Source organism: Streptomyces sp. S063, from assembly GCF_002832675.1.
GTDB classification, from domain to species: Bacteria; Actinomycetota; Actinomycetes; order Streptomycetales; family Streptomycetaceae; genus Streptomyces; species Streptomyces sindenensis.
This window is the reverse complement of record NZ_CP021707.1, coordinates 5,335,675-5,358,218: the sequence shown is the minus strand read 5'-3', so window position 1 is coordinate 5,358,218 and position 22,544 is coordinate 5,335,675. Positions and strand designations below refer to the sequence as shown.

The following is a 22,544-nucleotide window of genomic DNA, read 5'->3' as shown; positions in this document are numbered from 1 at the left end:
CAGCCGGCCTCCTCGGACAGGTACGGGTACGGGTGGTGGTGCCGGGGGCCGGTCACGGCATGGCCTTGCGGGCGGTGGCGAACCGGGGGCGCTTGTTGAGGTCGGGGTGGTCGGCGGCATCCGCCCAGCCCCGCTCCTCGGTGAAGATCCAGGGGACCTGGCCGCCCTGGGTGTCGGCGTGCTCGATGACGACGAGGCCGCCGGGGCGGAGCAGCCGGTGGGCGGTGCGCTCGATGCCGCGGATGGTGTCGAGGCCGTCCTCGCCGGAGAAGAGGGCCATCTCCGGGTCGTGGTCGCGGGCCTCGGGGGCGACGTACTCCCATTCGGTGAGCGGGATGTACGGCGGGTTGGAGATCACCAGGTCGACCTGGCCGTCGAGCTCGGGAAGGGCGCTCAGGGCGTCTCCCTTGTGGACGGTGACCCGGGACCCCTCTGCGTTCTTCCGCGTCCACCTGAGGGCGTCCTCGGAGAGCTCCACGGCGTGGACGCGGGAGCGGGGGACCTCCTGGGCCATGGCGAGCGCGATGGCGCCCGATCCGGTGCACAGGTCGACGACGACGGGCTCGACGACGTCCATCGCGCGCACGGCGTCTATGGCCCAGCCGACGACCGACTCGGTCTCCGGGCGGGGCACGAAGACGCCGGGTCCGACCTGGAGCTCCAGGTAGCGGAAGAAGGCGCGGCCGGTGATGTGCTGGAGGGGTTCGCGGGCCTCGCGCCGGGCGATGGTCTCCCAGTACCGGGCGTCGAAGTCGCTGTCGGGGACCGTGTGGAGCGCGCCCCGCTTCACCCCGTGGACGAAGGCCGCGAGTTCCTCGGCGTCGAATCGCGGTGAGGGGACACCGGCGTCGGCCAGCCGCTGGGTGGCCTGGGCCACCTCGGCGAGCAGCAGGTTCATCGCGGTTCTCCGTACGGGGTGTGCGGGGCGGGCGGGTCGCTTACGCGTTGGCGAGCTTGGCGGCGGAGTCGGCGTCGACGCACGCCTGGATGACCGCGTCCAGCTCACCGTCGAGCACCTGGTCCAAGTTGTACGCCTTGAAGCCGACGCGGTGGTCCGAGATGCGGTTTTCCGGGAAGTTGTAGGTCCGGATCTTCTCGGAGCGGTCGACGGTACGGACCTGGCTGCGGCGGACGTCGGAGGCTTCCTGCTCGGCGGCCTCCTGGGCGGCGGCGAGCAGCCGGGACCGCAGGATGCGCATGGCCTGCTCCTTGTTCTGGAGCTGGCTCTTCTCGTTCTGGCAGGAGGCGACGACACCGGTCGGCAGGTGCGTGATGCGGACGGCGGAGTCGGTCGTGTTGACGGACTGGCCGCCGGGTCCCGAGGAGCGGTAGACGTCGATACGGAGATCGTTGGCGTGGATCTCGACATCGACCTCCTCGGCCTCGGGGGTGACGAGCACGCCCGCGGCGGAGGTGTGGATGCGGCCCTGGGACTCGGTGGAGGGCACGCGCTGCACGCGGTGCACGCCGCCCTCGTACTTCATCCGGGCCCAGACGCCCTGGCCGGGCTCGGTGGCGCCGTTGCCGCCCTTGGTCTTCACCGCGACCTGGACGTCCTTGTAGCCGCCGAGCTCGGACTCGGTGGAGTCGATGATCTCGGTCTTCCAGCCGACGCGCTCGGCGTAGCGCAGATACATGCGCAGCAGGTCACCGGCGAACAGGGCGGACTCGTCGCCGCCGGCGCCCGCCTTGATCTCCAGGAGCACGTCCTTGTCGTCGCTGGGGTCGCGCGGGACGAGGAGGAGGCGGAGCTTCTCGGTGAGCTCTTCGCGCTCCTTCTCCAGCTCCTTGACCTCGGCGGCGAAGTCGGGGTCGTCCGCGGCGTACTCGCGGGCGGTCTCGATGTCCTCGCCGGTCTGCTTCCAGGCCCGGTACGTGGAGACGATCGGGGTCAGCTCCGCGTAGCGCTTGTTCAGCTTGCGCGCGTTCGCCTGGTCGGCGTGGACCGACGGGTCGGCGAGCTTCTTCTCGAGACCGGTGTGTTCACCGATCAGTTCCTCGACCGCCTCGAACATGCGGGGGCTCCTGGTTGCTCTGAAATCTGCGGGCCTGCTGGAGGGCGAAGGGCCCGGTGGGGTGTCGCCCGGGGGCTCTCCCGGGCCACCCGACCGGAAAAAACGCCGGTTCCGACGCCCCCGGGAAGAGGGCGCCAGGAACCGGCGCAGTGGCTCGCTACTTGCTGGCGGAGCCGGCAGCCTTGCCGAAGCGGGCCTCGAAGCGGGCCACGCGGCCGCCGGTGTCGAGGATCTTCTGCTTGCCCGTGTAGAACGGGTGGCACTCGGAGCAGACGTCGGCACGGATGGCGCCGCTGTCGATGGTGCTCCGGGTGGTGAACGACGCACCGCAGGTGCAGCTGACCTGCGTCTCGACGTACTCGGGGTGAATGTCGCGCTTCAAGGTGTCTCCTAGTTTCGGGAGGGCTCCGGGTCGTCCGCGCGGATTTGCGGGGCCGTGAACCGGGACCGACGTACCAGTCTGCCAGGACCGGCCGTATCTCCCAAAACCGGGGGCGGGGCCCGGGTATTCCCGCCGCCCGGCCGTGCACCCGGGGTGACCGGTGGGCTACTCGACGACGTTCGCGGCGTCACCCTTGTCGCCGGCCGACTTCTCGGTGGCGGAGGCGGGGATCGGCCGGTCGTGCCTGAGGGCGGCCCAGACCTGCCGGCCCGCCTCCTCCTGCGGCAGGACCCGGTTCGGGTCGGCCGGGTCGTACTCCACGGGCAGGGTCACCATGTGGACGTTGTCGGCGCCGAGCCCCTTGAGGCCGCCGGCGAATCCGGTGAGCTTCTTGACCGAGCCGAGTCCGGAGTCGGTGGTGACGGCCTTGGTGGCGGCGTCCGCGAGCCCGAAGAGCTTCTGGGGGCTGGAGAACACCCCGACGCTCTTCGTCTGCTCCATGAGCGCCTTGATGAACGCCTGCTGGAGCTGGATACGTCCCAGGTCGCTGCCGTCGCCGACGCTCTTGCGGGTACGGACGAGGCCGAGGGACTGCTCGCCGTTCAGGGTGTGGGTGCCGGGCTCCAGGGCGAGGTGGCTCTTGGAGTCGTTGATCGCGGTCCTCGTGGTGATCTCGACGCCGCCGAGCTCGTCGATGAGCTTCTCGAAGCCGGTGAAGTCGACTTCCAGGTAGTGGTCCATGCGGATGCCGGACATCGACTCGACGGTCTTGACCGCGCAGGCGGGCCCGCCGACCTCGTACGCGGTGTTGAACATCGCCCGGTGCGCGGCGGGGACCTGGTCGCCGGTGGTGTCGCTCTCGCAGGCGGGGCGCTCGATCAGGGTGTCGCGCGGTATCGAGACGACGCTCGCGGACTTGTGGCCCTTGTCGACGTGGACGACCATCGCCGTGTCGGAGCGGGCCCCGCCCTCGTCCTGGCCGTACTTCCCGTTGCCGCCGGAGCGCGAGTCGGAGCCCAGCACCAGGATGTCCTGCGAGCCGTCGTCCACGTCGTCGGGACGGTCGGCGCCGAGCTTGGCGTCGATGTCGATGCTGGAGAGGTTGCCGTCGAGCGCCAGGTAGGCGTAGCCGAGCCCGGCCCCGCCGACGACCACGACTCCCGCCACCGTCCAGGCCGCGACGACCTTGGCGCGGTGCCGGCGGGTCGGTTTCCTCCGTCGGCTGCCGGTGCCGCGTATGCGGCCCGTGCCCCTGCTCTGCTCGCTCACGCGTCTCCCTCGTCACTCCCGTTGCCCGCGTGTCCCCTGCCGTGGTGTTCCACGCGCGGTCGGCCTCCCCTGTCAGGTCCTGGGACGGCCGAAGCACCAAGAAGGGTTGCACAGACGCCTGTGGCCCCCGTCGGAGGACGGGGGCCACGGGTCTTACCGGCGTACGAGCCGTGATGCGGCGTTCACCTGGGGTTTCGTGCCCCGTACAGCGATCGCGCGGACCGCTGGTGAGCCTGACGGGATGTGGTCAAGGTCTCGGATCAGCCGAACAGGTCGTAGTTGTTGGCGCCGCTGCCCAGGAGCTTGCGGGCGCCGAAGATGCCGCTGTCGGACCTGCCGGTGCCCGGGTAGAGGTACAGCTCTCCGGTCTTCACCCGGACGATGATGTCCGCGTGGCCGTCGCCGGTGAAGTCACCGGTGGTGACCAGGGCCGTGGCCACGTCCCAGGTCCGGACGAGGACCTTGGACGCGAACGGGGCACTTGCCTTGCCGGTGCCCTTGAAGAGGTACATCTTGCCGCCGCTGCCGCGGGCGATGATGTCGGCCTTCCCGTCGTTGGTGAAGTCGCCGCTGCCGCGGACCATGGTGAAGTTCAGGCCACCACTGCCGATCTTGATCCGGCTGGCGAAGGTGCCGTCGCCCTTGCCCGGGTACAGCCAGAAGCCGCCGGAGGAGTCGGTCGAAAGGACGTCCGGGTGGCCGTCGCTCGTCAGGTCGCCGGGGGCGAGGATCTGCTTGCGGGTGCCCCAGCCGGTGGCCAGGCGCTTGGTCTGCCACGCGTCGGCGGCGATGCTGTACCACTGCCAGTACAGGTTGCCGTCCGTACCGCGCACCAGCAGGTCCTGGTTGTCGTCCCGGTTCAGGTCCGTCTGGAGCAGGACGTTGATGTCGCCCCAGCCGCTGCTGTACGTGGCCTTCGTCATGCCGGTGCCGGTCGACTTGAACTGGTACATCGTCTTGTTGGACTTGTTGCGGGCCATCAGGTCCGCCCGGTGGTCCCAGGTCATGTTGGTGTCGTAGGCGCGCGCGTTGATGGCGGCCGTGTAGGAGGTCACCTTCGCGAAGACGCTGTACGCGCCCTCTCCGACGCAGTCCTCGATGCCCCAGGAGACGATGCCGGCCAGCTTGCCGCCGATGACCAGCGGGCCGCCGGAGTCACCGTTGCACGCCCCGACGGTCTCCGCGTCGCTCGCGCCGGTCTTGCCCGCGCAGACCATGTGGCCCGCGACGAAGTAGCTGCCGTACGAAGCGCGGCACGCCGAGTCCGAGACGATCGGCAGGGTCGCCGAGCGCAGGGTGGTGGAGATGTCGTCGCTGGTGGAGCTGGTGCGGCCCCAGCCGTAGACCTTGGCCTGGGTACCCGCGGCGTAGAGGCCGGTGTCCGTGTTGGCCGCGACCGGAAGGGACTTGGCCGTGACCGGCTCGAACAGGGTGAGGACGGCGACGTCGTTGTCGGCCGCGCCCTGCACGTCCTTGTAGACCGGGCTGTTCCACTGGCGGTAGGGCCAGGAGACGGTGCCGCTGCTGTTGGGCTCGGTGGAGGTGCTGCCGGTGACGACCGCGCCGTTGGCGTTCCAGTCGTAACCCTTGACGCAGTGCGCGGCCGTGGCGATCTTCGTGGGCGCGATGACGACGCCGCCGCAGAAGAAGCCGGTGTCGTCGCTCTCGTCGGCCGGGGTGCCCTGGTCGTCGTAGTACCAGAGCTGCGCCATCCAGGGGGCGCTGGAGATCGAGGTCTGCGTTCCGCCGATGACCATCGGGGCGGCGGTGCCGGGGCCGTCCCCGGCGAACTTGGCCGGCGGGAGCACCTCGCGGTCCGATGCGGACGCGTCGGCCACTCGCTCGCGCAGCTCCGACTCGGCCGGAGCTGCGGGTCGTTCGGGCGCTGCCGTCGGCAGCGACGGCGCCGGCTCCTCGGCCTGCGACGTGGACATCGTCAGGGCGGTGCCGACGAGGGCGAGGACGGTGACGGCCGCCGCCGGAACGGCGAGTCTGAGCCGGCGCGCGTGGCGGCCCCCCGTGGTGCGTATGTGCACGCGGTGATCCTTCGGATAGGAACCGGCGGCACGAAAAGCCCCGCCGGTCGGGAAACGGCGGGGGTGCGTGAACTGTCCGCTGCGCAGGGCGGATCTCCGCGGGGCTCGCGCCTCCGCCGTTCCGCCTCGATGGCCCCCCACCTCAACTGCCCCAGACATTACGTCAGTAACAACGGCAAGGGAATGTGCAGGGAAGGAAAAGAAGAGGAAAAGGGAACCGGGGCGACGGAAAAAGGCTCCGCCCCCTCACCGGGGTGAGGGGGCGGAGCCTTTGACGCGTCCGGCCGGTCAGTCGTTGCCGTTGCCGCTGCCCGGCGTCGTCTTCTGGATCTGGAGCAGGAACTCCGCGTTGGACTGGGTCTTCTTCATCCGGTCCAGGAGGAGTTCGATCGCCTGCTGCTGGTCGAGCGCGTGCAGCACCCGGCGCAGCTTCCAGACGACCGCCAGCTCGTCGGTGCCGAGCAGGATCTCTTCCTTACGGGTGGAGGACGCGTCGACGTCCACCGCCGGGAAGATGCGCTTGTCCGAGAGCTTCCGGTCGAGCTTGAGCTCCATGTTGCCGGTGCCCTTGAACTCCTCGAAGATCACCTCGTCCATGCGCGAGCCGGTCTCGACGAGCGCGGTGGCCAGGATGGTCAGCGAGCCGCCGTCCTCGATGTTGCGCGCGGCGCCGAAGAAGCGCTTCGGGGGGTAGAGCGCGGTCGAGTCGACACCACCGGAGAGGATGCGGCCGGAGGCCGGCGCCGCGAGGTTGTACGCGCGGCCCAGGCGGGTGATCGAGTCGAGCAGGACGACCACGTCGTGACCCAGCTCGACGAGGCGCTTGGCGCGCTCGATGGCCAGCTCGGCGACGGTGGTGTGGTCCTCGGCGGGACGGTCGAAGGTCGAGGAGATGACCTCGCCCTTCACCGACCGCTGCATGTCGGTGACCTCTTCCGGACGCTCGTCGACCAGGACGACCATCAGGTGGCACTCGGGGCTGTTGACCGTGATCGCGTTGGCGATGGCCTGCAGGATCATGGTCTTGCCGGTCTTCGGCGGGGCCACGATGAGCCCGCGCTGGCCCTTGCCGATCGGGGCCACCAGGTCGATGATCCGCGTCGTCAGGATGTTGGAGTCGGTCTCCAGACGGAGCCGGTCCTGCGGGTAGAGCGGGGTCAGCTTCTGGAACTCGGGGCGGCCGCGGCCGGACTCGGGCGCCATGCCGTTGACCGAGTCGAGGCGGACCAGCGCGTTGAACTTCTCGCGCCGCTCGCCGTCCTTGGGCTGGCGCACCGCGCCGGTGACGTGGTCGCCCTTGCGCAGGCCGTTCTTGCGGACCTGGGCGAGCGAGACGTACACGTCGTTCGGGCCCGGGAGGTAGCCGGAGGTCCGGATGAACGCGTAGTTGTCGAGGATGTCCAGGATGCCCGCGACGGGGATCAGGACGTCGTCCTCGGCCACCTGCACATCGCCGGCGAAGTCGTCGCGCCCGCGGCGGCCACGGCGGTCTCGGTAGCGGCCACGACGGCCGCGACGGCCGCCCGCCTCGTCGTCGAAGTCGTCCTGCGGACCGTTGTCCCGGTTCTGCTGGCCCTGACCCTGGCCCTGGCGCTGCGGGCGCTGCCCGCCGCCGCCCTGCTGGCCCTGGTCGTCGCCCTTGTTGCGGCGGTCGCGCTGGCGCTCGCGGCGGCCCTCGCGGTCGCCGCGCCCCTGGCCCTGCCGGTCGCCGCGACGGCCCTCGGCCGTGTCGGTGGCGTTCTCGCCCCGGGCGTCGCCCTTGGGCTCGGCCCGCTCCTCGGTCTTCTGCCGGTCCTCGGGCTCCGCCTTGACCTTGACCTCGGTCTTCGCCTCGGTCTTGGTGTCGGGGCTGCCCGCCTGCGCGGTGGCGCGGCGGCGGCGGCGCTCGCCCGCGGGCTGTTCGTCGCTGGCCGGCTGACCGGGGATGTCGATCTGCTGCTGGGCGGCCGTGCTCTTCTCGGCGGCGGCAGCGGCGCCCTCGTCCCCGGTGCGCGCCTTCGAGGTCGCGCGGCGCTTTGGCTTGCTCTCCGCCTCGGCGGGGGCCTCTGCGGCCTGGGAGGAGGCCTTGGGGGCGGCGGATCCGCCACCCGCCTGCGCCTCCTTGATGACCTCGATCAGCTGGCTCTTGCGCATGCGCGCGGTGCCCCTGATGCCGAGGCCGGACGCGACCTGCTGCAGCTCGGCCAGGACCATGCCCTCGAGGCCGGTGCCGGAGCGGCGGCGCCGTGCGGTGGTGCCAGTGGCAGCACCTTCGGCGGGCGCGGCGCTGTCGACGTTCTTGTCGGCAGTCACGCCCATCAGATCGGTGGTGTCGCTCACGAAGGGTCCTTCCCTGGAGCGGACGTCGGCCTTCTGGCTCGGCGACCGGTTGTGCTGTCCGACTGCGGTCTGTTGATCTTGCTGGATCGCGGACCTTGCCGGGGCGGTGGTCCGCCGGGTACGGCGGAGAGATGAACGTGCGGGGTCCGGCGCGAGATCCCCCTGCTCGGCCCACTCCTGGACGAGCGAGGGGTGTCGTGCCGGTTCCGGAGCGTGCTCGAAACTGCTCAGGCGGGCTGCTCAGGCAGTTGGGGAGGCTCCCGGAAGAATGGTGGTCCCGGAGGGGGACACGAAGCAACGCGCCTCAAAGACGTCGGTTGCAGACTTGAGGTTAACACTACCGGCTCCAACAAACATTCCCCCTCTCGCTCACCGGTAATCACATGCGGTTACGCGGCCAGCGGCAGCACACTCGCGCCCGACGCGTCGAGGGCGAGCCGATTCGCCGCCCAGCCCTCCCCCGCCAGGCGGGCGACCTTGTCGGCCGAACCCTCCTCCGCCAGAGCCAGGACCGTGGGTCCGGCGCCGGAGATGACCGCGGGCACGCCGTCGGCGCGCAGGCGGTGCACCAGCTCCACGCTCTCCGGCATGGCCGGGCCCCGGTATTCCTGGTGGATCCGGTCCTCGGTGGCGGCGAGCAGCAGCTCGGGGCGGCGGGTCAGGGCCTCGACGAGCAGGGCCGCCCGGCCGGCGTTGAGGGCCGCGTCGACGTGCGGGACGGTGCGCGGGAGCAGGCCGCGCGCCGTCTCGGTGAGCACCGGGCGTCCGGGCACGAAGACGACGGGCACGACGGATTCGGCGGGGTCCATCCGGATCGCCCGGGCCGAGCCGCCGTCCATCCAGGCGAGGGTGAATCCGCCGAGCAGACAGGCCGCGACGTTGTCGGGGTGTCCCTCGATCTCGGTCGCCAGCTCCAGCAGGGCGGCGTCGTCGAGGCGGGCGTCGCCGCCGGTCGTCACGGCGCGGGCGGCGACGATTCCGGCGCAGATGGCGGCGGAGGAGGAGCCGAGGCCGCGGCCGTGCGGGATGCGGTTGGCGCAGACGATCTCCAGCCCGCGGGGCTGGCCGCCGAGCAGGTCGAACGCGGTGCGCAGGGAGCGCACGAGCAGGTGGCTCTCGTCGCGGGGCAGGGTCTCACTGCCCTCGCCCGCGATGTCGATGTGCAGCCCGGAGTCGGCGACCCGGACGACGACGTCGTCGTACAGCCCCAGCGAGAGGCCGAGGGCGTCGAAACCCGGCCCCAGGTTGGCGCTGGTGGCGGGGACGCGCACCCGGACGGCGGCGGCTCGGAACGCGGGACCGGCCATCGGTCGGACCACTCCTTGTAAGGCGGCGGGGATGCAGTGCGGTGGATCTGCGGCGGCGGGGTCTGCGGGGACGGGGCGGGACGTGGTGCGCACCGGGGTGTGCACGGGGATCCGGTGGCCCGTCCCGCGTTCGCCCACGACGGCTGCCGTACCGCAGCGGACCGTCGGGCGGGTGTCGGTCGGATGGGGTACAGCTTATCGAAGGAAGGTTCTGTCGCGACATAGGGCGCACAGGAGGCGCACGATGCGTGTCGCCCGCCTCCTATGCGCTCTCCGCCCCGGAAAGAGGGCGGTTGAGCTGGGTTGTCACGGTTGGCCGAGTGCCATCGCCCGGGTCGGCGGGGTGGCCTCGCCCCGGGTCGGCGGACCCGGGCCGCGGCGGCTGCCGCGGCCCGTCCGGCAAGAGCCTCAGACGAGGCCGAGCTTTTCGGCGGCGGTGGCCGCGTCGACCGGGACCGTGACCGGCTGCGGGGCGCCCGCGACGGCCCAGTCGGGGTCCTTGAGGCCGTTGCCGGTGACCGTGCAGACGATCTTCTGGCCGGGGTCGACCTTGCCCTCCTCGGCGGCCTTGAGCAGACCGGCGACGGACGCGGCCGACGCGGGCTCCACGAAGACGCCCTCCTGGGAGGCCAACAGACGGTAGGCGGACAGGATCTGCCGGTCCGTCACCTCGTCGATGAAACCGCCCGACTCGTCCCGCGCGGCCAGCGCGTAGTCCCAGGACGCCGGGTTCCCGATGCGGATCGCGGTGGCGATGGTGGACGGGTCCTTGACGACCTCGCCGCGCACGATCGGCGCCGAACCGGAGGCCTGGAAGCCCCACATGCGCGGGGAGCGGGAGGAGACGCCGTCACCGGCGTACTCGGTGTACCCCTTCCAGTACGCGGTGATGTTGCCCGCGTTGCCGACCGGCAGAACGTGGATGTCGGGGGCGTCGCCGAGCGCGTCGACGATCTCGAACGCGGCGGTCTTCTGGCCCTCGATACGGACCGGGTTGACCGAATTGACCAGTGCCACCGGGTAGTTGTCCGAGAGCGCGCGGGCCAGGGTGAGGCAGTCGTCGAAGTTGCCGTCGACCTGGAGGATCTTGGCGCCGTGCACGAGCGCCTGGCCCATCTTGCCGAGCGCGATCTTGCCCTGCGGCACGAGGACGGCGCAGACCATGCCCGCTCGGACCGCGTACGCCGCGGCGGAGGCGGAGGTGTTGCCGGTGGAGGCGCAGATGACGGCCTTCGCCCCCTCCTCCTTGGCCCGGGTGATGGCCATGGTCATGCCGCGGTCCTTGAAGGAACCGGTGGGGTTGGCGCCCTCGACCTTGAGGTGCACCTCGCAGCCCGTGCGCTCGGAGAGGACCTGCGCCGGTACGAGCGGCGTACCGCCCTCACGAAGCGTGACGACCGGCGTCGTCGCCGTGACCGGAAGCCGGTCCCGGTACTCCTCGATGATGCCGCGCCACTGGTGGGTGCCCTTGCTGGTCATGGGTCCTTTACTCCCCTTCAACACGCATGATGCTGGCGACACCGCGTACGGTGTCGAGCTTGCGCAGCGCTTCGACGGTCCCGGAGAGGGCGGCGTCGGGCGCGCGGTGGGTGACGACGACGAGGGATGCCTCGCCGTCCTTTCCCTGCTGGCGGACCGTATCGATGGATACGCCCTGCTCGGCGAAGACCGTCGCGACCTGGGCGAGGACGCCCGGCTTGTCGGCCACGTCGAGGCTGATGTGGTAGCGCGTGACGACCTCGCCCATGGGGCTGACCGGCAGGCGCGTGTAGGCGGACTCACCGGGTCCGGTGGCCTCGCCCAGTTTGTTGCGGCAGACCGCGACAAGGTCGCCGAGGACCGCGGAGGCGGTCGGGGAGCCGCCGGCGCCGGGCCCGTAGAACATGAGCTGTCCGGCGGCCTCGGCCTCCACGAACACCGCGTTGTACGCCTCGCGGACGGAGGCCAGCGGGTGGCTGAGCGGGATCATCGCGGGGTGGACGCGGGCGGTGACGGAGGCCCCGTCGGCGGCGCGCTCGCAGATGGCGAGCAGCTTGACCGTGCAGCCCATGCGGCGGGCGGAGGCGATGTCGGCGGCGGTGACCTCGGTGATGCCCTCACGGTGCACGTCGCCGATCTTCACGCGGGTGTGGAAGGCGATCCCGGCGAGGATCGCGGCCTTCGCCGCGGCGTCGAAGCCCTCGACGTCGGCGGTCGGGTCGGCCTCGGCGTAGCCGAGGGCGGTGGCCTCGTCGAGCGCCTCGGAGTAGCCGGCGCCGCTGGTGTCCATCTTGTCGAGGATGAAGTTGGTCGTGCCGTTGACGATGCCGAGCACCCGGTTGACCTTGTCGCCCGCGAGGGACTCGCGCAGCGGCCGCACCAGCGGGATGGCCCCGGCGACGGCGGCCTCGTAGTAGAGGTCGCGGCCGTACTTCTCGGCGGCGGCGTGCAGGGCGGCGCCGTCCTCGGCGAGCAGCGCCTTGTTCGCGGAGACGACGCTCGCGCCGTTCTCGAACGCGGTGGTGATGAGCGTACGGGCGGGTTCGATGCCCCCGATGACCTCGACGACGACGTCGATGTCGCCGCGCTGCACGAGCGCGGTCGCGTCGGTGGTGATCAGTGCGGGGTCGATGCCCTCACGCACCTTCGAGGGCCGGCGGACGGCCACACCGGCGAGCTCTACGGGCGCGCCGATGCGCGCCGCGAGGTCGTCGGCGTGCGTCGTCATGATGCGCGCCACCTCTGAGCCGACCACACCGCAGCCCAGCAGCGCCACCTTCAGCGGACGCGTACGCATCATCCGACCTCGTTTCTCATACATGCACATGTGGGGACCAGTCTCACTCACCGGACGGGAGTTTCTGACCCCCGTCCGGATCCTGAGATGACTATTTCATCAGCCGACATCGAGACGCAGGAGATCTTCCTCCGTCTCTCGCCGGACGATCACTCGCGCCTCGCCGTCGCGCACCGCGACGACCGGGGGGCGCAGGGCGTGGTTGTAGTTGCTCGCCATCGAGCGGCAGTACGCGCCGGTGGCGGGGACCGCGATCAGGTCCCCGGGCGCCAGGTCGGCGGGGAGGAACGCGTCCTTGACCACGATGTCCCCGCTCTCGCAGTGCTTGCCGACGACCCGGACGAGCATCGGCTCGGCGTCCGAGGTGCGCGAGACGAGCGCCACGCTGTACTCGGCGTCGTACAGCGCGGTACGAATATTGTCCGACATTCCGCCGTCGACGCTGACATACGTCCGCAGCCCTTCGAGGGGCTTGATCGTGCCGACCTCGTACAGCGTGAACGCGGTGGGTCCGACGATGGCCCGCCCCGGCTCGACGGAGATGCGGGGCGTACGGAGCTTCGCGGCCTCGCACTCGCGGGTGACGATGTCGCTGAGCGCCTTGGCGATCTCGTGCGGCTCGCGGGGGTCGTCGTCGGAGGTGTACGCGATGCCGAGGCCGCCGCCGAGGTCGATCTCGGGCAGCTCGACGCCGTGTTCGTCGCGGATCTCGGCGAGCAGCTGCACCACGCGCCGGGCGGAGACCTCGAAGCCGGCCATGTCGAAGATCTGCGAGCCGATGTGGGAGTGGACGCCGATGAGTTCGAGCCCGTCGAGGGAGAGCGCGCGGCGCACCGCCTCGGCGGCCTGCCCGTCGGCGAGCGCGATGCCGAACTTCTGGTCCTCGTGCGCGGTGGCGATGAACTCGTGGGTGTGGGCCTCCACGCCGACGGTGACGCGGATCTGCACGCGCTGGCGCACGCCGTGGCGCTGGGCGATGTGGGCGACGCGGACGATCTCCTGGAAGGAGTCGAGCACGATCCGCCCGACACCGGCCTCGACGGCGCGCTCGATCTCGGCGACGGTCTTGTTGTTGCCGTGGAAGGCGATGCGCTCGGCGGGCATACCGGCGTCGAGGGCGGTGGTCAGTTCACCACCGGAGCACACGTCGAGATTCAGCCCTTCCTCCTTCAACCAGCGCACGACGGCACGGGAGAGGAAGGCCTTGCCGGCGTAGAAGACGTCGGCGTCGGGCCCGAACGCGTCGGCCCAGGCGCGGCAGCGGGCCCGGAAGTCGCTCTCGTCCAGGAAGTAGGCGGGGGTGCCGAACTCCTCGGCGAGCCGGGCGACGGCGATCCCGCCGACGGTGAGGGCACCGTCCGCGTCACGGGTGACGGTGCGCGACCACACCTTCTCGTCGAGGGCGTTGAGGTCGGCGGCGGGCGCGGAGTAGTGCCCCTCGGGGAGGACGTCGGCGTGACGGGGGCCTGCGGGGTGTGCGGAGCGGCTCATTGTGATGCTCTCTCGGGTCTCTTCTGATCTCGTCAGAGATGTTCGGGCGCGCGGATGCCGAGCAGGGACAGGCCGCCTGCCAGCACCGTCCCGGCGGCTTCGGCGAGGGCCAGCCGGGCGCGGTGGGCGGCCGAGGGTTTCTCGTCACCGGCGGGCAGGGGCGGGCAGGAGTCGTGGAAGTCGAAGAACGCGTGCGCGACGGCTTCCAGCTGCCGGGCGACCCGGTCGGGCGCGCGGTGACGGGCTCCGGCGAGCAGGACGCCGGGGTGGTCGGCGATGAGGTCGAGGAGGGGGCGGGCGGCGGCGTCGTACGGGGTGGGCTCGGTGCCGATCTCGCCGTACGGGGCGGGCTCGGCGTTCGCGGCCTGCGCGCCGTACGGGGCGGGGCCTTCACCGTGCGTGGCGTGCGCGGCTGCCTCCGCGGTGAAGCCGAGGGCGGCGGCCCCGCGGGTGAGAGCGCGAGCCCTGGCATGGGCGTAACGGACCCGGAAGAGCGGATTGGCCTCGCCCTGGACGAGCAGTTCGGGGCCGAGGGCGGCGCGGTCGTGTCCCGCGGCGCGCAGGAGCCCCCAGCGGGCCGCGTCGGGCCCGAGCCGCTCCAGCAGCTCCCCCGCGGTGGCCCCGGCGGGAACGGGCCGGATCCCGGTGAGCGGTACGGGAGGTGTCCCGTGCCCGTCGACGGTGACGCCGAGGCGGCCCCAGTCCGGGTCGGGCACCTGTTCGCAGGTGGTGCGGACCCGGGCGCCCTGGGCGGTGAGGAGCCGGCGCACGGCCTGGGCGGTGACGGCGGCGCGGACCTCCCGCGCGTGGTGGAACTGGTGGATCTCGTCCCGGAGGGCGTCCCCGTGCCCGTACGCGAGGCCCTGTTCCCGTACGGCGGCGAGCACGGCCCGGTCGCTGACGCCCGGGGCGTCGAGGGTGAAGCTCAGGAATCCGGGTCCGGTGATCTCGACCCGCCCGACGCCGGGCTCGGCGGCGACGCGGTCGCGCAGGATGCGGGCGACCTCCAGGGCGGGCAGCGCGGCGGGGCCGGCGAGCTGGAGGGCGACGGCGCAGGCGTAGTCGCCGCTGCCGCCGGGCCGGGTCCGCTCCACCCGCACGCGCGCGGGCACGGGCGCGCGCAACGCATCCTCGTCGACCGCGCGGCGCACGGCGTGCAGCACGGTCCGGGAGAGATCGGCGGGGGTCACGGGTCAAGCGTAGGTGAGAGAGGGGGGCGCTTTGCGAACCGGTTTCGCCATCCGGTCAGCCGGGCCCGGTTCCACGGCACGGGGCAGCCGGTCCGGTCCGGTCCGGCACGCCGGTCAGCCGGCGGGGCTCCCCGCCCGCCCGGCACCGCGCCGCCCGTCCGCCGAGGGCTCTTCCTCCCCGGTCACCAGCCGGCGCATGATCCGCACCAGCTCGCTCGGCTCGAACGGCTTCGCCAGGAACGCGTCGACCCCGGCCGCCACGCCCGCGTCGACCTCGTAAGGCGTACAGGCGCTGATGACGGCGATGGGGAGATCGCGGGTGCGGGGGTCGGAGCGCAGCCGGGTGGCGGTCTCCAGACCGTCCAGCCGGGGCATCACGACGTCGAGGGTGATGGCGTCGGGGCGTACCCTCCCGACCAGGTCCAGGGCCTCGACACCATCGGCCGCGGTCACGACCTCGAAGCCCTCCAGCTCGAGATTGACCCTGATCAGCTGCCGGATGACCTTGTTGTCGTCGACAACAAGCACGCGGCCGTACGCCCCTGACACCCTTCGAGAGTAGGTCGGCCGGAGGGGCGGCGTCCGGGTTTTGTCCATTCCGCCCCCGGACGGGTGGTCACCGCCCGCCCCGCCGCTCCAGCGGAATACCTGTTCACGGACACCCCGTGGGAGCTGGTAGTGTTTCACCCGTCGCAGAGCAACACCGCGATTCGCCCCCGTAGCTCAGGGGATAGAGCATCGGCCTCCGGAGCCGGGTGCGCAGGTTCGAATCCTGCCGGGGGCACTTCCGGATTGAGAGCCTGACCTGCATTTATGCCGGTCAGGCTCTTCTCGTTCCGCCAGGCGCGCCGAAGTCGCCGGGCGGAGAGATGATGGGCGTAGCCGAAGAGCCTCGGGGTGAAGCCGCGCAGGCGGGTACAGCAGAGGTGAGCGCGCTGTCACGGTGACCGCGAGCCCCTTGACGACGTGAACGAAGCGTGATCGTCATGAGCATCCCCCAGTCCAACGCCCCGCAGTGGCAACCCCAACCACCGCAGCAGAAGCCGCACAAGAAGCACCGGATTTTCCTGTGGGTCTTCCTGGGCGTCCAACTCCTCTTCCTGATCTGGCTGATCGCCGGGATCGCTTCCGGCTCGGGCACCCCCGAGGACTGCGGGACGCTCGACAAGCAGAGCTGCAACGACGCCGAGAACGCCGGCACCGCGATCGGCGTGGGCCTGGTCATCGTCCTGTGGGCCGTCGTGGACGTCATTCTGGGCATCACGTACGCGGTCTACCGCCTCGCGAGGCGGCCGTAGCCGCCCCGCGAAGTTGTCCCGGCTCGCTCCGGGGCGCGGCCCGGCTCGCCCTCAGCGGGGTGATCAGTACTTGCCGTCGACCGGGATCCAGCCGGACCAGGCCTCGGGCTGGTAGAACTTTCCGGTGTCGCCGTCGTAGCGCAGGATCCGCAGGCGTACGTTGCCACTCTCGCGGTAGTCCTTGTTGCAGGTCGCCCAGGTGTTCACGCCGAGCTTGTTGACGCAGACCTCCTCGGCGCGCCCGTAGTCGGTGTAGACCCCGACGGCCGCGGACATGCCGTCCTTCTTCGTGTCGCCGGCCCAGATGATGTCGCCGTTGTGCTGGAAGCACCCGCTGGAGCCGTAGGCGGCGGTCGCGCCGAGGCAGGTGCTCGACGGCGGAGCGGCCTTGGCGGCCGCCATCGTGGCCGCCGGTCCCGTCGTCTCGTCCTCGTCCGTCGGGAAGGGGATCTCCGTGCCGGGTTCCGTGGCGAGACCTTCGACGATCTTCACGTCTCCGCGCAGCTGGACTTCCACGGGGGCCTCCGGGGTGTCGTCGGCGAGCGCCGGCGTCGCGGTGACGGCCGAGAGGGCGAGTGCCGACGCCCCGGCGAGAGCGCTCAACTTCGAGCGCCAGTTTTCACGCATGCTTCACTACCCCCGCGCCTGACCTCTGTGGCGAGATCATCAATTATCAAATGTGAACAGGGTGTGAGACTAAGAGATCGCTGTGACGGAAGGAAGGGGCCCCTGTGACGCAAGTGGTTAACGGTGCCCGTGATCCTGAGAGTCGCACGGGCGCGGGCGGTGCGGTGCGGTACGCGGAACGGGAGGGCGGGCACACGGTGGTGTGCCCGCCCTCCCGTTCCGGTTCTCTCACCCGCTCACCGGGGATGGGCTCACGGCAGGGTGGGCGGCTCGGCGGCCCGCTCCCCCTCGGTGACTTCGGCGAACGAGGGGTCGACGGCGCACTCCGCGGGGATGTCGGCGGCGGAGCGGGCGCACTTCTCGGGGCCCGCCACGCTCTGCTCGTTCAGCTCGGGCGGCCCCGTCTGCAACGTGCCCGCCTCGATGTTCTCCGCGAGTTCCTTGACGGAAGCCGGTCCGGTGGGGGCGGCCGGCCGCTCGGCCTCCGCGGTGCCCGGCGAGGACGAACAGGCGGCCAGGCCCGCCGTGGCGCACAGGACGAGGACGGCCGAGGCCGCGGCGGTACGAAGTCGCATGGAATTCCCCCCTACGCGGATGCCCGGACACCCGGGTCATCAGTCGATCCACGGTGCCACAGAGGGGGGTTGGGCGGGCGGAGAACAGGTGAAGAAGGCGCGCAGAGTGCCTCGTCAGCCGACCGGCAGTCCCGGTGCCGGGTAGGCGTCCATGAGCTCCTTCACCTCGCCCCGTACCTTCCTGATCGCGTTCTCGTCGCCCGTGCGTGCCGCTTCCACCGCCGTGGTGATCCAGGTGGCGACCGTGCCCATCGCGGAGGCCGGGACGCCCCGGGAGGTGAGGGCCGGGGTGCCGATCCGGATGCCGGAGGGGTCGAAGGGCTTGCGGGTGTCGTAGGGGACGGTGTCGTAGGGGACGGTGTTGTAGTTGACGACGATGCCCGCGCGGTCGAGGGCCTTGGCCGCGGTCTTGCCGGGGACGTCCTTGTCGGTGAGGTCGATGAGCAACAGGTGGTTGTCGGTGCCGCCGGAGACCAGGTCGAAGCCGCGGGCCGCCAACTCCTCCCCCAGGGCGCGCGCGTTGGCCACGACCTGGTGGGCGTAGGAGCAGAAGCCGGCGGTGGCGGCTTCGCCGAGGGCGACCGCGATGGCGGCCGTGGTCTGGTTGTGCGGACCGCCCTGGAGGCCGGGGAAGACGGCGCGGTCGATGGCGCGGGCGTGCTCGGCGGTGGAGAGCAGCATCGCGCCGCGCGGGCCGCGCAGGGTCTTGTGGGTGGTGGTGGAGACGACGTCCGCGTGACCGGCGGGCGAGGGGTGTGCGCCGCCCGCGATCAGGCCGGCGATGTGCGCGATGTCCGCGACCAGGACGGCCCCCGTCTCGCGGGCGATCTCCGCGAAGCCCGCGAAGTCGATCGTGCGGGGAACGGCCGTACCGCCGCAGAAGATGAGCCTGGGCCGCTCGGCGAGGGCCAGGTCGCGGACCTCGTCCAGGTCGATCAGGCCGGTGTCCCGGCGTACCCCGTACCGGACGCCGCGGAACCAGCGCCCGGTGGCCGAGACGTCCCAGCCGTGCGTGAGGTGGCCGCCCATCGGCAGGGACATGCCGAGGACGGTGTCACCGGGCTGGAGGAAGGCCAGGTAGGCGGCGAGGTTGGCCGGGGAGCCGGAGTACGGCTGGACGTTGGCGTGGTCCATCCCGAAGAGGGCCTGGGCGCGGCGGATCGCCAGTGTCTCGACCTGGTCGATGACCTGCTGGCCCTCGTAGTACCGCTTGCCGGGGTAGCCCTCGGAATACTTGTTCTGGAGCACGGTGCCCGAGGCTTCGAGCACGGCGGCGGAGACGTAGTTCTCGCTGGGGATCAGGCGCAGGGTATCGGCCTGGAGCCGCTCCTCCGCGCCGATCAGGGCGGCCAGTTCGGGGTCGGACGCGATGAGGGCCGGGTGGCGGGGCGCGGTGGGGGTGGTGCCGATGGTGGACCGGGTGGTCATGGAAGAAGCCTTCCGGGTCGGCCGCGGCAGGCGGCGTGGACCCGGATGCCCAGGCGGACGGCTCTCCGGAGATGACGCCCCGGGGACGCCCGGGGTGTGCCGCTTCCTCGTGGTCGGTTCCACGGAGCACCCCTGCCGGGGCGCGCGCCAGTCGCGGCGTCCGTCAGTTTAGGGGGTGGGGCGGGGCGGCGGTGGCCCGGCGCAGGAAGAGGCTGCCGCGGCCGTGCGTGACCGGTGACAGAACGGGGCAGATTCCCCATGACTTTTCGGCTCGACGGTGGGGGGACCGTTATGGAGTCCGGTGATCGCGACGTGATCGGGGGGTACGGGGGCGACGGGACCGTGCCTCCTCCGCCTTCTCATGCGCCGTCCGTCGGGCCTCCGCCACCCGGTGCGGCGTTACGGGCGGCCGCCGCCGCTTTGCTCAATGTGACCGGGCTCGGGCTCGGTTACGCCCTGGTGGGGCGCTGGGGGCGGGCCGTGGTGTGCTGGGCGGCCACGGCGGTGTTGTTGTGGGTGGCGTTGCCCGCCGATCCGGACGGCGTGCCCGCGGGTGTGCTCGTCGGGTATCTGCTCGTTCCCCTGGTCGCCGCCGTCGACGGAGGGCGGATCGCCCGGCGTTCGGCGGTGGGCGGGGCGTGGCGGCCCGGGCCGGCGGTCGGGCTGGGTGTGGTGCTGCTGGCCGTTCCGGCGGGCGGGGCCGTGGTGTACGGCTCCGCGCGGGACGAGGCGCGGGAGCAGATGCTGCTGGAGCGGCTGGAGACCGGGGACGAGCGGGTCGCCACCGCGTCGCGGCAGCCGTTCGGGGAGGCGAAGGGCGAGTACGGGAAGGCCCTCGACGTCTATCGCGCGCTCGGCGAGGACCACCCCGGGTCCCGGGCCGCGAAGCTCGTCCCGGACCGGCTGAAGGCCTACTACGACGCGGTCTCCGCACCGTACGCGAAGAAGCGGCACTGCGAGGCCGTCGCGCCGTTGACGTATCTGCGGACGCTGCCGGACTCTGTGGACAGGAAGCTGCTGGGTGAGCTGGCCGTCTGGCCGGACGAGCCCCTCGCCGAGTCGCTGTACGGCTGCGGGGTCTCGCGCCTGGGCGCGGCGGGCGGGGGCGGCGCGGAGCTGGGCGAGTTGTTGCGTACCTTCCCCGAGTCCGCCTCCGCCCGGCGGGTCGCGCCCGCGATCGACGAGCGGATCAAGAGCCAGGTCGCGGCGTTGAAGGGCGCCGATCCGTGCGCGGCCACCACCACACTGCGCGCCCTCGGCGCCACCGCCTCCGAGCTGCCCGCCGACAGCGTGAAGAAGCTGCGCGCCGATGCCGACAAGGGGGTCGTGGACGGGGTGTACGCCTGCGGGGTCGACCAGTTCAAGGACGGGAAGTTCGGCGCCGCGCGCACGACGTTGACCGACTTCGCGCGGACGTACAAGAGCGACGGGCGGGCGGGGCAGGCCCGGAACATCGCGACAGCCGCGGAGATAGCCGACGACCGGCCGGCCGCGGGCAAGCGGCTGCCGCCGTCGAAGCGGCCCGGCGGGGCCCGGATGGAGCTGGTCATCAGCAATGACGCGCCGAACACGGTCGAGGTCCTCTACACCGGTCCGGTCACCGGCACCGTCACGCTGAGGGCGTGCGCGGGCTGCGAGCGGTACAGCGCCTCCGAAGGCGCACGACGCGCCTGCGGGGCGAGCGGCAGGAGCTACCCGAAGGCCCGGCTCCGCCTGCCCGCCGGGGAGTACCACTTCCTCTACAAGCACGGCACGGGCGCGACCTCCCGGGTGGACAGCTACTCCTCCGGGACCAGGGTCCAGCCGGGCTACACCTACACCAGTTGCACGTACGTCATCGAGCGCAGCCCCTTGGGCCTGGACCTGCCGCGGCTCCCCGATCCGATCCAGCCGGTGGTCAGCCCTTGGGGCGCGGGTTCCTCTCGATGACCCGGCCGTCCAGCTCGGCGGTGAGGAAGGCGCCGCCGTGCGCGTCGGAGACGTACACGCGCAGCACCGGGCGGTCGTTGTGGAAGGGCGACGAGGGGTCCACGATCACGTAACTGCTCTCCGGTTCGTCGACGTTGAGCGACTTCTCCGCCGTCTTCAGCAGGGCGGGCAGCGCGTCCCAGTCGACGGAGTTCAGGTCGACCGTCGTGGACCCGGACATCAGGGTGCCGCCCATGTCGTCGTTCTTCGCCCGGCCGTCGCGGTAGCTGAAGCGGTCGTACAGCGCGGCGTTGGACTTCAACGGGGCCTCGGCGGAGGCGTGTTCGCCGTAGAGGGTGAAGTCGGTGACCTTCGTTCCGCCCATGAGCGGCTTCAGCGCGGCGATCGCGGTCCGCGCTCCGTCCGGGGTCAGGAGGTTCACCGCCTTCCCTTCCGCCTCCGCCTCCGGCCCCGGGGGTCCTGCTCGCCGGTGCCGTCGGATCCGTCGGTGATCGGGGTCGGTGCCGGGGCCGAGGTCCGCGGGGCGCTCGCCCGGTCGCGCGGGCGGTCGTCGCTGTCGGAGCCCTGGGAGGAGAAGGCACCGTTCGTCCAGAGGATGGCGCCCGCGATCACCACGGCCGAGACGACGGACGACGCGGCGCTGATCCGCCAGACCCGGCGCTCGACGCGGTGGCGGCGCTCGCCCCGGGTGGCGTCGGAGCCGGCGGGCGGGGTGGCGTAGCCCGTCGGAGCACGGTCCTCCGGGACGTCGGACCCGCCGGGCCGGGCAGGTACCGGCTGCTTTCGGTCGGACACCGGTGACCCGAAGGGCGCGGGTCCGGGCCTCGGCGGCGGCGTGGCGCCCGACTGCGTGGGCGCGGCGTGGACGGACCCGGGGTGCGCGGAGGCGGGGGTGGGGGTGGGGTGTGCTTCCCCGTCGCGCGCGTGCCCGTCGTGCGCGTATCCGCCGTGCGCGTGCCCCTCGCGTGCGCCCTCGGGTCGTTCCCGTACCGGCTCCGTGGGGGTCGGGTCTGTGCTCCCGCCGCCCCGCGACGCCTCGGCCAGCAGTCGGTCGAGGGTCTCGGCGTCCGGGCGGGCCGGGATGTCCCGGGTGAGGAGCGCGCTCAGCACCGGGGCCAGGGCTCCCGCCCGTACCGGCGGCGGGATCTCCTCGTCGAGCACGGCGGCCAGCGTGGCCAGGGTGGTGGCCCGGCGCAGCGGGTGCCTGCCCTCGACGGCGACGTACAGCATCATGCCGAGCGACCAGAGGTCGGAGGACGGGTCGCCCTCCGTGCCGCGGATGCGCTCGGGGGCTATGTAGTCGGGCGAGCCGATGAGGGCGCCCGTCGCGGTGAGGCTGGTCGACTCACGGATGGCGGCGATGCCGAAGTCCGTGAGGACGGGGCGGCCGTCGGGTCGCAGCAGGACGTTGGCGGGCTTGACGTCACGGTGCTGGATGCCCACCGCGTGGGCGGCGCTGAGGGCGGAGAGGATGCCGCGCCCCAGCTCGGCGGCGTCGGCGGGTGCCATGGGGCCGGTGGCGAGCCGGTCGTGCAGGGAGGAGCCGGCCACCAGCTCCATCACGATCCACGGGTAGCCGTCCTCGCCGGGGTCGACGATGTGGTGGACGGTGACCACGTTGGGGTGGTCGACCCGGGCCAGGGCGCGGGCCTCACGGAGCACCCGGGCGCGCAGGGTACGGGCGCCCTCGGGGTCGTACTCCGCGAGCGCCGGGTCCGGGGGCCGCACCTCCTTGAGCGCGACGTCGCGGTGGAGCGCCTCGTCGCGGGCCCGCCAGACCATGCCCATGCCGCCGCTGCCGAGCCGCTCGACCAACGTGAAACGGCCGTCGATCACCCGTCCCGAGGGGACCTCTTCGCTCATGGGCCGTAGCGTACGGGGGACGTCGGACAGCGGGGAGCG

Annotated in this window: 17 protein-coding genes, 1 tRNA gene and 1 pseudogene; 3 read left to right on the top strand and 16 right to left on the bottom strand. The window is 71.9% G+C overall.

Translation table 11 applies throughout. The annotated features are described in order from the left end of the window. Positions 1-52: 52 nt before the first annotated feature. The 12 genes from prmC to CCZ36_RS24825 all read right to left on the bottom strand — a co-directional run bounded on the left by prmC (position 53) and on the right by CCZ36_RS24825 (position 15,313). A complete protein-coding gene (gene prmC, locus CCZ36_RS24880) occupies positions 53-898 on the bottom strand; it encodes a peptide chain release factor N(5)-glutamine methyltransferase (RefSeq protein WP_030113499.1) in 846 nt (281 codons plus the stop codon). A 40-nt stretch (positions 899-938) separates the two neighbouring features. After that, on the bottom strand, positions 939-2,015 hold the full coding sequence (gene prfA, locus CCZ36_RS24875) for a peptide chain release factor 1 (protein WP_069738924.1): 1,077 nt from the start codon (positions 2,013-2,015) through the stop codon (positions 939-941). Between the two features lie 157 nt (positions 2,016-2,172). Continuing rightward, positions 2,173-2,397 carry a 50S ribosomal protein L31 gene (gene rpmE / locus CCZ36_RS24870; RefSeq protein WP_015611364.1) on the bottom strand — a complete coding sequence of 75 codons (225 nt, stop codon included), beginning with the start codon at positions 2,395-2,397 and terminating at the stop codon, positions 2,173-2,175. Positions 2,398-2,562: 165 nt separating this feature from the next. Then, positions 2,563-3,666: an LCP family protein gene (locus tag CCZ36_RS24865; RefSeq protein ID WP_128818598.1), complete on the bottom strand. Its 1,104-nt coding sequence runs from the start codon at positions 3,664-3,666 to the stop codon at positions 2,563-2,565. A gap of 260 nt (positions 3,667-3,926) precedes the next feature. Further along, positions 3,927-5,702 (bottom strand): trypsin-like serine protease, encoded by a 1,776-nt coding sequence (locus tag CCZ36_RS24860; RefSeq protein ID WP_069738926.1) that lies wholly within the window; start codon positions 5,700-5,702, stop codon positions 3,927-3,929. A 288-nt stretch (positions 5,703-5,990) separates the two neighbouring features. Beyond that, positions 5,991-8,021, bottom strand: coding sequence for a transcription termination factor Rho (gene rho, locus CCZ36_RS24855; protein ID WP_128818597.1), 2,031 nt, complete (start codon positions 8,019-8,021; stop codon positions 5,991-5,993). A gap of 389 nt (positions 8,022-8,410) precedes the next feature. Then, positions 8,411-9,328, bottom strand: coding sequence for a homoserine kinase (gene thrB / locus CCZ36_RS24850; RefSeq protein ID WP_069738928.1), 918 nt, complete (start codon positions 9,326-9,328; stop codon positions 8,411-8,413). A gap of 408 nt (positions 9,329-9,736) precedes the next feature. Next, positions 9,737-10,807, bottom strand: coding sequence for a threonine synthase (thrC, locus tag CCZ36_RS24845; protein WP_069738929.1), 1,071 nt, complete (start codon positions 10,805-10,807; stop codon positions 9,737-9,739). Positions 10,808-10,814: 7 nt separating this feature from the next. After that, positions 10,815-12,104: a homoserine dehydrogenase gene (locus CCZ36_RS24840; RefSeq protein WP_069738946.1), complete on the bottom strand. Its 1,290-nt coding sequence runs from the start codon at positions 12,102-12,104 to the stop codon at positions 10,815-10,817. 99 nt (positions 12,105-12,203) lie between these two features. After that, positions 12,204-13,595 (bottom strand): diaminopimelate decarboxylase, encoded by a 1,392-nt coding sequence (gene lysA, locus CCZ36_RS24835; protein WP_069738930.1) that lies wholly within the window; start codon positions 13,593-13,595, stop codon positions 12,204-12,206. A 32-nt stretch (positions 13,596-13,627) separates the two neighbouring features. Next, positions 13,628-14,785, bottom strand: a complete 1,158-nt coding sequence (nrtL, locus tag CCZ36_RS24830) for an ArgS-related anticodon-binding protein NrtL (protein ID WP_128818596.1) — start codon at positions 14,783-14,785, stop codon at positions 13,628-13,630. 114 nt (positions 14,786-14,899) lie between these two features. Then, entirely contained in the window at positions 14,900-15,313 is a 414-nt protein-coding gene (locus CCZ36_RS24825; protein WP_128818595.1) for a response regulator, read from the bottom strand. A 184-nt stretch (positions 15,314-15,497) separates the two neighbouring features. Here CCZ36_RS24825 and CCZ36_RS24820 point away from each other — a divergent pair. Beyond that, positions 15,498-15,569: transfer RNA gene (locus tag CCZ36_RS24820), tRNA-Arg, on the top strand. Positions 15,570-15,771: 202 nt separating this feature from the next. Continuing rightward, complete coding sequence (locus CCZ36_RS24815) at positions 15,772-16,083, top strand: hypothetical protein (RefSeq protein ID WP_237302740.1); 312 nt, start codon at positions 15,772-15,774, stop codon at positions 16,081-16,083. Between the two features lie 63 nt (positions 16,084-16,146). On the opposite strand, the gene CCZ36_RS24810 is transcribed toward CCZ36_RS24815, so the two are convergent. The 3 genes from CCZ36_RS24810 to glyA form a co-directional block, all read right to left on the bottom strand. Beyond that, a complete protein-coding gene (locus CCZ36_RS24810) occupies positions 16,147-16,710 on the bottom strand; it encodes a hypothetical protein (RefSeq protein WP_069738934.1) in 564 nt (187 codons plus the stop codon). A 251-nt stretch (positions 16,711-16,961) separates the two neighbouring features. After that, positions 16,962-17,285 carry a hypothetical protein gene (locus CCZ36_RS24805; protein WP_069738935.1) on the bottom strand — a complete coding sequence of 108 codons (324 nt, stop codon included), beginning with the start codon at positions 17,283-17,285 and terminating at the stop codon, positions 16,962-16,964. A gap of 114 nt (positions 17,286-17,399) precedes the next feature. After that, positions 17,400-18,713 carry a serine hydroxymethyltransferase gene (gene glyA / locus CCZ36_RS24800; RefSeq protein WP_128818593.1) on the bottom strand — a complete coding sequence of 438 codons (1,314 nt, stop codon included), beginning with the start codon at positions 18,711-18,713 and terminating at the stop codon, positions 17,400-17,402. A 291-nt stretch (positions 18,714-19,004) separates the two neighbouring features. Here glyA and CCZ36_RS24795 point away from each other — a divergent pair, with 291 nt between their 5' ends. Continuing rightward, the gene (locus CCZ36_RS24795; protein ID WP_237302739.1) at positions 19,005-20,642 is read left to right on the top strand and encodes a hypothetical protein; all 1,638 of its coding nucleotides are present in this window, start codon (positions 19,005-19,007) and stop codon (positions 20,640-20,642) included. Here CCZ36_RS24795 and CCZ36_RS24790 read toward each other — a convergent pair. Beyond that, positions 20,611-22,505, bottom strand: a pseudogene (locus tag CCZ36_RS24790) (serine/threonine-protein kinase). The gene CCZ36_RS24795 and the pseudogene CCZ36_RS24790 sit on opposite strands and share 32 nt — an antisense overlap. Between the last annotated feature and the right edge of the window lie 39 nt (positions 22,506-22,544).

Bases quoted from the DNA above. Each gene is read 5' to 3' on its own strand.
- prmC (WP_030113499.1), bottom strand. From the start codon at position 898: ATGAACCTGCTGCTCGCCGAGGTGGCCCAGGCCACCCAGCGGCTGGCC.
- prfA (WP_069738924.1), bottom strand. From the start codon at position 2,015: ATGTTCGAGGCGGTCGAGGAACTGATCGGTGAACACACCGGTCTCGAG.
- thrB (WP_069738928.1), bottom strand. From the start codon at position 9,328: ATGGCCGGTCCCGCGTTCCGAGCCGCCGCCGTCCGGGTGCGCGTCCCC.
- thrC (WP_069738929.1), bottom strand. From the start codon at position 10,807: ATGACCAGCAAGGGCACCCACCAGTGGCGCGGCATCATCGAGGAGTAC.
- CCZ36_RS24840 (WP_069738946.1), bottom strand. From the start codon at position 12,104: ATGCGTACGCGTCCGCTGAAGGTGGCGCTGCTGGGCTGCGGTGTGGTC.
- lysA (WP_069738930.1), bottom strand. From the start codon at position 13,595: ATGAGCCGCTCCGCACACCCCGCAGGCCCCCGTCACGCCGACGTCCTC.
- CCZ36_RS24815 (WP_237302740.1), top strand. From the start codon at position 15,772: ATGAGCATCCCCCAGTCCAACGCCCCGCAGTGGCAACCCCAACCACCG.
- CCZ36_RS24810 (WP_069738934.1), bottom strand. From the start codon at position 16,710: ATGCGTGAAAACTGGCGCTCGAAGTTGAGCGCTCTCGCCGGGGCGTCG.
- CCZ36_RS24805 (WP_069738935.1), bottom strand. From the start codon at position 17,285: ATGCGACTTCGTACCGCCGCGGCCTCGGCCGTCCTCGTCCTGTGCGCC.
- glyA (WP_128818593.1), bottom strand. From the start codon at position 18,713: ATGACCACCCGGTCCACCATCGGCACCACCCCCACCGCGCCCCGCCAC.
- CCZ36_RS24795 (WP_237302739.1), top strand. From the start codon at position 19,005: ATGGAGTCCGGTGATCGCGACGTGATCGGGGGGTACGGGGGCGACGGG.